The 11,756-nt window shown below is 75.3% G+C and carries 11 protein-coding genes; 8 read left to right on the forward strand and 3 right to left on the reverse strand.

Annotation, left to right across the window (positions count from 1 at the left end; genetic code table 11):
- Nucleotides 1–18 precede the first annotated feature (18 nt).
- From ACU616_RS05810 to pstB, 6 genes are all read left to right on the forward strand, one after another.
- The gene (locus ACU616_RS05810; RefSeq protein ID WP_446757527.1) at nucleotides 19–786 is read left to right on the forward strand and encodes a winged helix-turn-helix transcriptional regulator; all 768 of its coding nucleotides are present in this window, start codon (nucleotides 19–21) and stop codon (nucleotides 784–786) included.
- A complete protein-coding gene (mshD, locus tag ACU616_RS05815) occupies nucleotides 783–1,733 on the forward strand; it encodes a mycothiol synthase (RefSeq protein WP_446761456.1) in 951 nt (316 codons plus the stop codon). The genes ACU616_RS05810 and mshD overlap by 4 nt, the downstream gene beginning before the upstream one ends.
- Nucleotides 1,734–1,969: 236 nt before the next feature.
- Nucleotides 1,970–3,076, forward strand: a complete 1,107-nt coding sequence (pstS, locus tag ACU616_RS05820) for a phosphate ABC transporter substrate-binding protein PstS (RefSeq protein ID WP_446757528.1) — start codon at nucleotides 1,970–1,972, stop codon at nucleotides 3,074–3,076.
- Nucleotides 3,077–3,192: 116 nt separating this feature from the next.
- Entirely contained in the window at nucleotides 3,193–4,131 is a 939-nt protein-coding gene (pstC, locus tag ACU616_RS05825) for a phosphate ABC transporter permease subunit PstC (protein ID WP_446757529.1), read from the forward strand.
- Nucleotides 4,131–5,210 (forward strand): phosphate ABC transporter permease PstA, encoded by a 1,080-nt coding sequence (gene pstA / locus ACU616_RS05830; RefSeq protein WP_446757530.1) that lies wholly within the window; start codon nucleotides 4,131–4,133, stop codon nucleotides 5,208–5,210. Before pstC ends, pstA begins: the two co-directional genes overlap by 1 nt.
- 25 nt (nucleotides 5,211–5,235) lie before the next feature.
- The gene (gene pstB, locus ACU616_RS05835; protein ID WP_446757531.1) at nucleotides 5,236–6,015 is read left to right on the forward strand and encodes a phosphate ABC transporter ATP-binding protein PstB; all 780 of its coding nucleotides are present in this window, start codon (nucleotides 5,236–5,238) and stop codon (nucleotides 6,013–6,015) included.
- 58 nt (nucleotides 6,016–6,073) lie between these two features.
- On the opposite strand, the gene ACU616_RS05840 is transcribed toward pstB, so the two are convergent.
- Nucleotides 6,074–7,633: an LCP family protein gene (locus tag ACU616_RS05840; protein WP_446757532.1), complete on the reverse strand. Its 1,560-nt coding sequence runs from the start codon at nucleotides 7,631–7,633 to the stop codon at nucleotides 6,074–6,076.
- A gap of 877 nt (nucleotides 7,634–8,510) precedes the next feature.
- On the opposite strand from ACU616_RS05840, the gene ACU616_RS05845 reads away from it, so the two are divergent.
- On the forward strand, nucleotides 8,511–9,884 hold the full coding sequence (locus ACU616_RS05845; RefSeq protein ID WP_446757533.1) for a hypothetical protein: 1,374 nt from the start codon (nucleotides 8,511–8,513) through the stop codon (nucleotides 9,882–9,884).
- Nucleotides 9,885–9,905: 21 nt separating this feature from the next.
- Here the strand turns inward: ACU616_RS05845 and ACU616_RS05850 are convergent, their stop codons facing one another.
- Complete coding sequence (locus ACU616_RS05850; RefSeq protein WP_446757534.1) at nucleotides 9,906–10,337, reverse strand: DUF2795 domain-containing protein; 432 nt, start codon at nucleotides 10,335–10,337, stop codon at nucleotides 9,906–9,908.
- Between the two features lie 44 nt (nucleotides 10,338–10,381).
- Nucleotides 10,382–10,591 carry a DUF2945 domain-containing protein gene (locus ACU616_RS05855; protein WP_446757535.1) on the reverse strand — a complete coding sequence of 70 codons (210 nt, stop codon included), beginning with the start codon at nucleotides 10,589–10,591 and terminating at the stop codon, nucleotides 10,382–10,384.
- A 327-nt stretch (nucleotides 10,592–10,918) separates the two neighbouring features.
- Here ACU616_RS05855 and ACU616_RS05860 point away from each other — a divergent pair, with 327 nt between their 5' ends.
- Entirely contained in the window at nucleotides 10,919–11,710 is a 792-nt protein-coding gene (locus tag ACU616_RS05860; protein ID WP_446757536.1) for a siderophore-interacting protein, read from the forward strand.
- Nucleotides 11,711–11,756: the final 46 nt, after the last annotated feature.

An 11,756-nucleotide genomic window follows, 5' to 3' on the forward strand; every position in this document is an offset into this window, starting at 1 on the left:
CCTCCCCGAGGAGACGACATGCGACTCGTGCTCATGACCGCGGCGCGTCAGGCGACCACCGAGGTGCTGCCCGCGCTGGGGCTGCTCGGCCACCAGGTGCGCGTGGTCGCCCCCGAGCTGTCCAGCCTGCTCGACGGAGACTCCGGGGACGTCGTCCTCGTCGACGCCCGTCACGACCTCGTCCAGGCGCGCACGCTGTGCGGCCTGCTGTCCTCGACCGGGGTGGCCTCGGCGCTGGTCGCCGTCCTCTCCGAGGGCGGGCTGGTCGCGCTGTCGGCCGACTGGGGGGTCGACGACGTCCTGCTCGACACCGCCGGCCCCGCCGAGGTCGACGCGCGCCTGCGGTGGGCCACCGCCCGCCGGCTCGCGGCCGCGACCCCGGCCGACGGCGCCGACAGCGGCCTCACCCAGGCCGGCGAGCTCGTCATCGACGAGCACAGCTACGCGGCGAAGCTGCGCGGCCGGCCGCTGGACCTGACCTACAAGGAGTTCGAGCTCCTCAAGTACCTCGCGCAGCACCCGGGCCGGGTCTTCTCCCGCGCGCAGCTGCTGCAGGAGATCTGGGGCTACGACTACTTCGGCGGCACCCGCACCGTCGACGTCCACGTCCGCCGGCTGCGCGCCAAGCTCGGCACCGAGCACGAGGCGCTGATCGGCACCGTCCGCAACGTCGGCTACAAGCTGGACCAGCAGGTCGCCGACGCCACCGCCGCCGCGGCCCGCGCCGAGCCCGAGCCCGGCGACGTCGTCCCCGGCCCGGCGCGCAGCACCGCGCCTCTCCTCTGAGCGCGCCCACCGTCCGCGACCCCGGGCGGCTCGACCCGGCCGACACCGCGGCGGTCCTCGCCCTGCTGCGGGCCGCGGCCGAGGCCGACGGCGTCCGCCCGCTGTCGGAGGAGGCCGAGCTGCGCCTGCAGCACGGCGGCCCGCCGGGTGGCCACGACCTCGTCGCGACGGCCGACGACGGCGTGCTCACCGGCTACGCGCGCCTCGAGCTGGGCGCCCCCGGGTCCGCCGACGACGCCGAGGTCGAGCTCGTCGTCGCCCCGGGCGCCCGCGGCCGGGGGGTGGGCACGGCGCTGCTGGCCCGGGTCGAGGAGCTGGCCGCCGGCCGCCCGCTGCGCGGCTGGGCCCACGGCGACCTGCCGGCGGCGACCGCGCTGGCCACCGCCCGCGGCTACACCCGCGCGCGGGTCCTGCTGCAGATGCGCCAACCCCTCACCGACGACGACCTCGACCCCCGCCCCGCGCTGCCGGCCGGCGTGCGCGTGGCCGCCTTCCGGCCCGGCCGCGACGACGAGGCGTGGCTGCGGGTCAACGCCCGCGCCTTCGCCACCCACCCCGAGCAGGGCTCCTGGACGCCCGAGGACCTGCACCTGCGCGAGGCCGAACCCTGGTTCGACCCCGCCGGCTTCCTGCTGGCCTGGCGCGGCGACCCCGACGCCGGCGGCGGGCTGCTCGGCTCGCACTGGACGAAGGTGCACCCGCCCGGGGACGCCGGGCCGGACGCCGTCGGCGAGGTGTACGTCCTCGGCGTCGACCCCGGCGCGCAGGGCCTGGGCCTGGGCCGCGCGCTCACCGACCTCGGCCTGGCGCACCTGCGCGGCCGCGGCCTCGACGAGGTCCTCCTCTACGTGGAGGAGGACAACGCCGCGGCGGTGCACCTCTACGAGGGCCGCGGCTTCTCCCGGTACGCCGTCGACGTCTCCTGGCGGCGCGTCCCCTCGAGCTGAGCCGGGCGGCGCCGACCGTCCGGCGCTGCCGCACCCGCGGGACCGGCGCCACCCGACGCGCCCGCGTTCACCGACCCGTCGTGACGGCGCCCTCACCCCGTCGGCAAGGGCTCCGCGGCCGTTCACCCGTCGTTCACCGATCGACCCGGGACCGGCCACCTGGGCTGCCTACCGTCCCCTCTCGACGGTCCCGCCTGCCCGGCAACGACGTCCGGGCTCCCTTGAAAGGCATCGGCTTGAAGCTCAGCACCCGGTCGCGCGCCGCCGTCCTCGGCACGGCGCTCGCCAGCACCCTCGCGCTCGCCGCCTGTGGCGCCGCCAACGAGTCGGACGCCTCGTCGGGCGGCAGCGGCGAGAGCGCCGCCCAGCTCAGTGGTGACCTCGTCGGCGCCGGCGCGAGCAGCCAGCAGGCGGCCATGGAGGCCTGGCAGGCCGGCTTCTCGGGCGAGCACCCCGACGTGCAGTTCAGCTACGACCCGGTCGGCTCCGGCGGTGGCCGCGAGCAGTTCGTCGCCGGCTCCACCGACTTCGCCGGCTCCGACGCCGCACTCGACGACGAGGAGCTCACCGCGGCGCAGGAGCGCTGCGGCGGCGACGTCTTCGAGCTGCCGAACTACGTCTCGCCGATCGCGGTCGTCTACAACCTCGAGGGCGTCGACGACCTGAACCTGGCGCCGGCCACCATCGCCGGGATCTTCGCGGGCCAGATCACCACCTGGAACGACCCGGCGATCGCCGCGGACAACCCGGACGCGACGCTGCCGGACACCGCGATCACCCCCGTCCACCGCGGCGACGACTCCGGCACCACCACCAACTTCACCGACTACCTGTCGCAGGCCGCCGGTGACGTGTGGACCTCCGAGCCGGACGGCGAGTGGCCGCTGCCCGGCGGTGAGGCCGCCAACGGCACCTCCGGTGTGGTGTCCGCGGTCGGCGCCGGCAACGGCACCATCGGCTACGCCGACGCCAGCCAGGCCGGTGACCTGGGCGTGGTCGAGGTCGGCGTCGGCGGCGACTTCGTCGCCCCGTCGGCCGAGGCCGCCGCGGCCGTCGTCGAGAACTCCCCGAACGTCGAGGGTCGCGGGCAGTACGACTTCGCCATCGAGGTCGACCGCACCACCGAGAGCGCCGACGAGTACCCGATCGTCCTGGTCAGCTACCACATCGGCTGCATCCGGTACGACGACCAGGCCACGGCCGACAACGTCGAGGCGTTCCTGTCCTACGTGATCAGCGAGGACGGCCAGCAGGCCGCCGCCGACAACGCCGGCAGCGCGCCGATCTCCGACGAGCTCCGCCAGGAGGGCCAGTCCGCGGTGGACGCCATCACCGCCGGCTGACGACCAGCACCCTCCCCGTGGCCCGGGGTGTCTCCGGACACCCCGGGCCACGGGGCCGCCCGGACGGGCGGCCCTCCCCGCACCCCGACCGGAACCGGAGCCACGCGGTGACAGCCATGAAGGCGCAGCCCCGACCCACGCACGAGGCGAGGCGACGGCCCGGCGACCGGGTCTTCGCCGCCAGCGCGACCGGATCCGGCATCCTCATCCTGGTCGTCCTCGCCGGCGTCGCCGTGTTCCTGATCAACGAGGCGATCCCCGCGCTGACCGCCCCCGCCGGTGACATCCCCGGCGGCGAGGGCCTCGGGCACTACGTCGCGCCGCTCGTCTTCGGCACCCTGGTCGCCGCGGTCATCGCGCTGGTCGTCGCCACGCCGCTCGCCGTCGCGATCGCCCTCTACACCACCTACTACGCCCCGCGCCGCCTGGCCGCGGGCACGGGCTACGTCATCGACCTGCTGGCCGCGATCCCCAGCGTCGTCTACGGGTTCTGGGGCCTGGCCGCCCTCGCGCCGGCACTGGTGCCCTTCTACGCGTGGGCGGAGCGCAACCTCGGCTTCATCCCGCTGTTCGCCGGTCCCGCCTCGGCCACCGGCCGCACGATGCTCACCGCCGGCCTGGTGCTGGCGATCATGATCCTGCCGATCATCGCGGCCATCTCCCGGGAGGTCTTCAGTCAGGCACCGGCCCTGCACCGCGAGGCGGCGCTCGCCCTGGGCGCCACCCGCTGGGAGATGATCCGGATGGCCGTCCTCCCCCACGGCAGGTCCGGCGTCATCGGCGGCGCCATGCTGGGCCTGGGCCGGGCGCTCGGCGAGACACTCGCCGTCGCGATCGTGCTGTCGGGCTCCGGCGGCATCACGGTCAACCTGATCAGCAGCAGCAACCCCTCGACGATCGCGGCGAACATCGCGCTGCAGTTCCCCGAGGCCACCGGCATCGGCATCAACACGCTCATCGCCAGCGGCCTGGTGCTGTTCGTGATCACCCTGGCGGTCAACATGCTCGCCCGCTGGGTCGTCGAGCGGCGCGCCGACTTCTCCGGAGCCAACTGATGAGCACCTCCACGCAGCCCGGGCTGCAGGTCGCCCAGGTGGCGGGTGGCCCGGTCCCCCGCCGTGCGCACCTCCCGCGCTGGGCCCCGCTGGGCCTGTACGCCGCAGGTGTCGCCGTCGGGGCGCTGCTGTCCGCGCTCACCGGGTTCAGCGTCGCGCTGACCGTCGTCTACGGGGCGGTGCTCGGAACGCTGGCCGTCCACGTCGGCTCGCGCGTCGTCGAGGGCCGCCGCAAGGCCACCGACCGGCTGGTCACCGCCCTGGTGACGACGGCGTTCGCGATCGCCGTGCTGCCGCTGGTCTCGCTGATCTGGACCGTGCTCGACAACGGCCTCGCCCGGCTGGACGGCACCTTCTTCAGCAACTCGATGTTCCGGGTGGTCGGCGAGGGCGGCGGGGCCTACCACGCCGTCCTCGGCACCCTGGTCATCACCGCGCTCGCCGCGGTCATCTCGGTCCCGGTCGGCCTGCTCACGGCGATCTACCTGGTCGAGTACGGCCGCGGCCGGCTCAAGCGGGCGATCACCTTCTTCGTCGACGTGATGACCGGCATCCCGTCGATCGTCGCGGGCCTGTTCGCCTTCGCGCTGTTCACGCTGCTGTTCGGCAACGACGTGCGGCTGGGCGTCATGGGCGCCGTGGCGCTCTCGGTGCTGATGATCCCGGTCGTCGTGCGGTCCTCCGAGGAGGTCCTCAAGCTCGTCCCCAACGAGTTGCGCGAGGCCAGCTACGCCCTGGGCGTGCCCAAGTGGCGGACGGTCGTCAAGGTGGTCGTCCCGACCGCCATCGCGGGCCTGGGCACCGGCGTGACGCTGGCCGTCGCCCGCGTCGTCGGTGAGACCGCGCCGCTGCTGGTGACCGTTGGCCTGATCACCGGCACCAACCTCAACCCGTTCGACGGACGCATGGCGACGCTGCCGGTGTTCGCCTTCTACCAGCTGACCCAGCCCGGGGCGCGGCCGCAGCCGTCCCTGGACCGGGCCTGGACCGCGGCTCTGGTCCTCATCGTCCTGGTGATGGTCCTCAACGTCGTGGCCCGCCTGATCAGCCGCCTCTTCGCCCCCAAGACCGGTCGCTGAGCGACCCGACCCGGAGGAACCCCACGTGGCCAAGCGCATCGAGGTCTCCGACCTCGACATCTACTACGGCGACTTCCTCGCCGTGGAGGGCGTCAACGTCTCCATCGAGCCGCGCAGCATCACCGCGCTGATCGGCCCCTCGGGCTGCGGGAAGTCGACGTTCCTGCGGTCGCTCAACCGGATGCACGAGGTGATCCCCGGCGCCCGCGTCGAGGGCAAGGTCGTCATGGACGGCCAGGACCTCTACGGCGCCGACACCGACCCGGTCGACGTCCGCCGGCAGATCGGCATGGTCTTCCAGCGCCCCAACCCGTTCCCGACGATGTCGATCTACGAGAACGTGCTCGCCGGCAACCGGCTGAACAACAGGCGGATGAGGAAGGCCGAGGCCGACGACGTCGTCGAGCGGTCGCTGCGCGGCGCCAACCTGTGGAACGAGGTCAAGGACCGCCTCGACCGCCCGGGGTCGGGCCTGTCCGGCGGGCAGCAGCAGCGGCTGTGCATCGCCCGCGCAATCGCCGTCGAGCCGGACGTGCTGCTCATGGACGAGCCGTGCTCCGCCCTGGACCCGATCTCCACCCTGGCGATCGAGGACCTCATGACCGAGCTCAAGGACCGCTTCACCATCGTGATCGTCACGCACAACATGCAGCAGGCGGCGCGGGTCAGCGAGTCCACCGGCTTCTTCAACCTCAACGGCGTGGGCCAGCCCGGCCGGCTGATCGAGTTCAACCCGACCGAGAAGATCTTCAGCAACCCCGACCAGAAGGCCACCGAGGACTACATCTCCGGCCGCTTCGGCTGAGGGAGAGCGCGGACGCCGGGCCGGGCGCTCGGCGTCCTGTGCACACGGCGGTCCGCACTCAGCTGCAGCTGACGGGCTCCGTGCTGGCCGCGGGAGTGCTGGCCGCGGGAGTGCTGGCCGCGGGAGTGCTGGCCGCGGCCGGGGTCGCCGCGGCGGCCGGCGCCGGTGCGGCGACCTGGACCGGCACGACACCGGAGAAGCCCGGCCCCAGGACCAGCTGGACGGTGTCGCCGATGGCGTCGCTGGGCTGCAGCACCGCACCGGGGACGGCGGCGGCCACCGTGCGCGCCTGCTCGAGGACCCCCGGGCCGTGGCGGACGACGGTCTGGTTCACCACGCCCCGCTCGTTGCCGACCTCGCCGACCGTGAAGCCCTGCTGGCGCAGCTGGTCGCCCACGGTCCCCGCCAGGCCGGCGGTGGCGGTGCCGTTGAGGACGTCGACCGTGACGGCGGACGGGGCGGCGGTGAGCGGCTGGGCGGCGGGGCCGGCGGCCGACTGCTCGGCTGCGGTCGTCGCCGCCGCGGCCTCGACGGCCGCCGGGGGCGCCGGGGCGGCGGCCGAGACGGCGGGGGTGGCGAGCTCGGCGGGGACCTCGCCGTCCTCGATCACCCTGTCGAACAGCGACCGGACGCCGTCGCCGTCGAGCAGGACGTAGGCCTGGTCGGAACCGGCGGGCACGTAGCCGACCTGGGCGACCGGCAGTGTCGCCCGCTGGACGGCGTCGCCCTCGAGGTCACCGAGGGCGACGCCGAGCGTGCGGAGGTCGCCGAGGGTGGTCTGCTGGTCGAGGGTGAGCGCGTCGGCGGCGCGGGTGAGGAAGCGGGTCAGCTCCCACGGGTTGCCCAGCGTCCCGGCGGCGAGGGCCGAGCGCAGCGTGGCCGAGAGCAGGAGCTCGGTCCGCTCGGCCGCGGCCGCGCCGGTGACGTCGGATCCGGCGTCACCGGGCGCCAGGTACTCGCCGGCCTGCGCCCCGGTCAGCTCCGAGGTGCCCGCCGGCAGGGGGCGGGCGGACGCGGCGACGGCGGTCGTGGTGGTGGGCAGACAGACGCTGACCCCACCGATCGCGTCGACCAGCGAGGGCAGCCGGCCGAGGTCGACGGCCAGGTAGTGGTCGACCCGCAGGCCCGACAGCTGCTGCACCGCGCGGACCGTGCACGCCGGCCCCCCGGCCAGCAGCGAGGCGGCGAAGGCCTCCGACACCGGGTCGCGGACGGTGCCCTCGTCGGTGCGGCAGCCGGGGGTGTCGACCAGCGCCGTCGGCGGCACGCTGACCAGCACCGCCCGGTCGCCGCCGGAGTCGACGTGCACGAGGAGGGTGGTCACCGACGCCGGGCCGGTGGCGCCCGGCAACCCGGTACCCACGACGAGGTAGGTGGTCGACCCGCCCTGCAGCTGCGGGGCGATGACCTCGGGCCCCTCCGGGGCCAGGGCGGCCACCCGGTCGATGCCGCGGTCGACGTAGACGTAGAGCCCCAGGTGGTAGGTGACGACGAGACCGACGAGCGCGGCGAGGACGAGCGCCGCGCGGATCAGCCGACGCCGGGCGGGGCTGCGCGCCGCCCGCCGGGCGGCGCGGCGGTCGAGGGCCGGGCGGCGGGTGCTCCCGGCGCCGGACATCGCAGGAGCGTCCAGGCCGGGGATCGGCGGGACGGGCACCGACCGGTGCGGAGACAGCACCGTGGACGGCCGGTCCACCGACGGGAGTCCCGCACGCGCAGCGGCCGCGTGCGTGCCGGGGAGCGGTGGCACCGGCGCGGAGAGGCGGACACCCGCGGCGGGTGCGCCCGGCAGGCCCGGCAGCGGCGGGACCGGCGCGGAGTACCGGACGCCGGCGGCTCCCGGGAGCGGTGGCACCGGCGCCGAGTACTGCACTCCCTGCGCACCGGGCGGGGGCGGCACCGGCTGTGGGCGGTGCACCGGACCGGCGGCGGGCGCGCGGGCCGGCACGGCGGCCGGCGAGGCGACCGGCGAGGCGACCGGCACGCCGGGGACCGGCGGGAGGCCACGGCGCGGGCCGGGGTCACCGTGGGGGGTCGCGTCTGCGTGCGGGACGGCGTCGGGCCGCGGGGTGGACGGTGCGGACCGTTCACCCGGGACGGGCGGGAGGGGACCGCGGTGGGCGGGCAGGGACTCACCGGGGCCGAGCGGGATGGGCACCTCGCCGGTGCGGCGGGCCGCACGACGGCCGGTGGCGTTGCCGGAGCGGGCGATCAACTGCTCGACGGTGATGGGCCCGGGGTCGGCCGAACCGCCGTGACCGTCGGCCCGGCCGTCGCGCCCACGCTCGTCCCCCACCGGTGTCGGCATCCCATCGTCGTGTCCGTATCGTTGCGCCCCGCACGCGCGGCAGCACACAACGATACGGCTGGCGGGCCGCAGGAGCGGGAACCCGACACCGGACCCGCCGGGACGACCGCACACCGGGGCTCCGCGCCCGGGGTCCCACCGGTCGCTGACGAGGCGGCCGGTGACGTGCGGCCGTAGCGTGCGGCTCGTGAGGCTGCCGTCCATCCCCGGTCCGTCCGACGTCGTCTCCGCCGTCGAGGGCCTGCGTGACGGGGTGGCGGAGGCCCTCGCGCTGGTGCCCCGGCTGGCGGCGGCGGTCACCCGACTGGAGGGCCTGCTCGACCGGGTCGACGGCGTGGTCGACCGGGTCGACGGCGCGATGGCGCGCGTCGACGGCGTGGTCGACCGCGCCGACGGCCTGGTGACCCGCGCGGCCGGCACCATCGAGGCGGCCGAGCAGGCGATCGACGCGGTCGGCGGGACGCGGCAGCGGGCCGACACCGCGATCAGCGACGTACAGCACACCCGCGCGCGGGCCGACGCCGCGGTCGGCGACGTGCAACAGACCCGCGCGCGGGCCGACGCCGCGGTCGGCGACGTCGAGAGCACCCAGCAGCGCGCCGACGCGGCGATCAGCAACGTCGAGAGCACCCAGCAACGCGCCGACGCCGCCATCAGCGCGGTCGAGGACACCCAGCAACGCGCCGACGCCGCCATCAGCGCGGTCGAGCAGACCCAACAGCGCGCCGACGCCGCCATCAGCGCGGTCGAGCAGACCCAACAGCGCGCCGACGCCGCCATCAGCAACGTCGAAGGCACCCAGCAACGCGCCGACGCTGCCATCAGCAACGTCGAGCAGACCCAACAGCGCGCCGACGCCGCCATCAGCAACGTCGAAGGCACCCAGCAACGCGCCGACGCGGCGATCGGCGCGGTCGAGCAGACCCAGCAGCGCGCCGACGCCGCCATCGGCGCCGTCGAGCAGACCCAGCAGCGCGCCGATGCGGCCATCGACAACGTCGAGGACACCCAGCAGCGCGCCGATGCGGCGATCAGCAACGTCGAGGACACCCAGCAACGCGCCGACGCCGCCATCGAGGCGGTCGGCACCACGATCGACCGGTCCCGGGGTGCCGTGGAGCGGGCCGAGGGCGCCGTGGCGCAGGCGGAGGGCACGCTGGGGCGCGCTGGGGAGGCGGTCGGGGACGCCGAGAGGCTGGTCGGGCGGATCGACCCGATGGTGACCCGCTACGAGGAGCCACTGACCCGGCTCGCGCCGTCGGTGCACCGCCTGGCCGAGACGCTGGAACCGCACGAGGTCGAGGCGCTGGTCACGCTGGTGGACCGGCTGCCCACCCTCGTCGACGGGCTGGACCAGACGGTCATCCCCGTCCTGTCCTCGCTGGAGGGTGTCGGCACCGACGTGCACGACCTGGTCGACACCATGCAGGACCTGCGCCAGGTGGTGAAGGGGTTCCCGGGCTCCAAGCTCTTCCGCCGGCGCGGGGCCGAGGAGATCGCCGAGAACGAGAACGGCGACGGGGAGGACGAGGAAGAGGCCCAGGAGCGCACCGGCTCCTGAGCCTCCCCCGGGCCCTGCCGATCAGGTCTCGGTCGGGTACCCCAGCGCACGGACGACGTCGCCGATCCGCTCGTAGGTCTCCCCCTCGGGCAGCCGCCGCAGCTCGTCGACCACCGCGTCGGGTGCACGGTGGTCGAGCGCGGCCTCGACGAGGTCGGGACCGCTGCTCGGGAAGTCGGCGCGGTCGAGCCAGCGGGCGAGCTCGGCACGAGCGACGACGGCGTCCTCGGTCATCCCGACCGGGACGCCCCCGACCAGCGCGCCCTCCGGGTTGGCGGAGATGTCCGGCTCGCCCTCGGCGACCGGCTCCACCTCACGCCACTCGTGCGCGCGCGTGGCCCGCTCGGCCTTGAGCATCCCCTGGATCTCGTGCTCGAGCTCCTCGTCGAGCCGCGGGTTGTGCTTGTTGCTGCGCGATGATGCCCCGGCGAACTGGTCGTCGGTCTCGCTCACGGTCGCCTCCTGGTTGCTGTGCCGCGCCTGTACAGGTGCCGCGCCTACTTCTCGTGCAGCGCCGAGGGCTTGTGCACCGCCGACTTGCCGCTCTTGTCGCTCTCGACCTCGTACTGCGGGTCGTCGGGGCTGGCCTTGACCGTGCGGCCGGCTGCCTCGGTCTCCTTGGTGATCTTCCTCTTCACCGTGCCCTCGGCCTCGCCACCGTGGCTCTTCCAGGTGACGTGGTCACCCTTCTCGAACTCGTCGGCCATCCCCGTCCTCCTCGTCTCGGTCGTGCCCCTCCCGGTGCCCGCGCCGTCGGGAGAGCACACATGGCGCGCTGTGCACACGCCGCAGGAGCGCGAGAGACCCAGATCACACAGCCGGGGCGCATGATCACCCGGTCGGGTCCTGGCGCTCTGCCAGCAGTCACGTAGCGTGCACGGTGACGGGGACCGGTTGAGCGAACCTCCTGCTGAGAGTCGAGCAGAGGTCACGCTCAGTAACGGAGTCCGTCCTCGATCGCCGGCCCGGTCGACCCCATTCCCCCGGGGTCGGCCGGGTCGGCCCACGTCGGCGCCGGTTCTACGCTCGCCCGCGTGACCGCTCCCGCCGGCGACCTCCCCGGGGACCCGCACCCCGTCGCCGTCCTCACCGTCGTCTCGGTCGCCGACGCCACCCCGTCGGTGCGCCGGGTCGTGCTGTCGGGCAGCCCGGACGCCGTGGCCGCTGCCGGCCCCACGGTCAACCTGCTGGTGCCCCGGGTGGGCGACACGGCCCCCCGCTGGCCGGCCGTGGCCCGCGACGGGCGGATCGTCTGGCCGTCCGGTGCGCACGGGGTGAGCCTGCGCAGTTACACCGCCCGCCGGCAGGACCCCGCGCATGGCGAGGTGGAGATCGACTTCGTGCTGCACGGCGACGGGCCGGCCGCCGCCTGGGCCGCCGCCGCCGCTCCCGGCGCGCTGCTCGCGGTGGCCGGCAGCGGGCCGCTGGGCGACCGGCCCGCCGGCACGCTGCTGCTGGCCGGCGACGAGACGGCGCTGCCGGCCATCAGTCGCATCCTCGCCGCTGCCGATCCCGCCGCCCGCGGCCTCGCCCTCGTCGAGGTGGCCGGGCCGCGGGAGGAGCAGCCCCTGGCCGCACCGGAGGGGGTCGCGGTGCGGTGGCTGCACCGCGGCGGCACCCCGCCCGGCGGGAGCACGCTGCTGGCCGACGCCGTCGCCGCGCTCGACCGCCCCGACGGCGAGGACCTCTTCGCCTGGGTCGCCGCGGAGTCGGCGGCCGTCCGGGCCGTGCGCGCCGACCTGCGCGGCCGGTGGGGTCTGTCCCGCGCCCAGCACCACGCGATCGGGTACTGGCGGCGCGGCCGCGCGATGGCGCCCGCCGGCTGAGGGAGGACCCGCCCGCCCCTCGTACGGTCTCTGCGCGCACGGGGAC

The organism is Geodermatophilus sp. URMC 62 (assembly GCF_052931475.1).

What these genes read in the sequence shown, in the direction of transcription:
- ACU616_RS05810 (WP_446757527.1), top strand. Translation starts at nt 19, where the DNA reads ATGCGACTCGTGCTCATGACCGCGGCGCGTCAGGCGACCACCGAGGTG.
- pstC (WP_446757529.1), top strand. Translation starts at nt 3,193, where the DNA reads ATGAAGGCGCAGCCCCGACCCACGCACGAGGCGAGGCGACGGCCCGGC.
- pstA (WP_446757530.1), top strand. Translation starts at nt 4,131, where the DNA reads ATGAGCACCTCCACGCAGCCCGGGCTGCAGGTCGCCCAGGTGGCGGGT.
- ACU616_RS05840 (WP_446757532.1), bottom strand. Translation starts at nt 7,633, where the DNA reads ATGTCCGGCGCCGGGAGCACCCGCCGCCCGGCCCTCGACCGCCGCGCC.
- ACU616_RS05855 (WP_446757535.1), bottom strand. Translation starts at nt 10,591, where the DNA reads ATGGCCGACGAGTTCGAGAAGGGTGACCACGTCACCTGGAAGAGCCAC.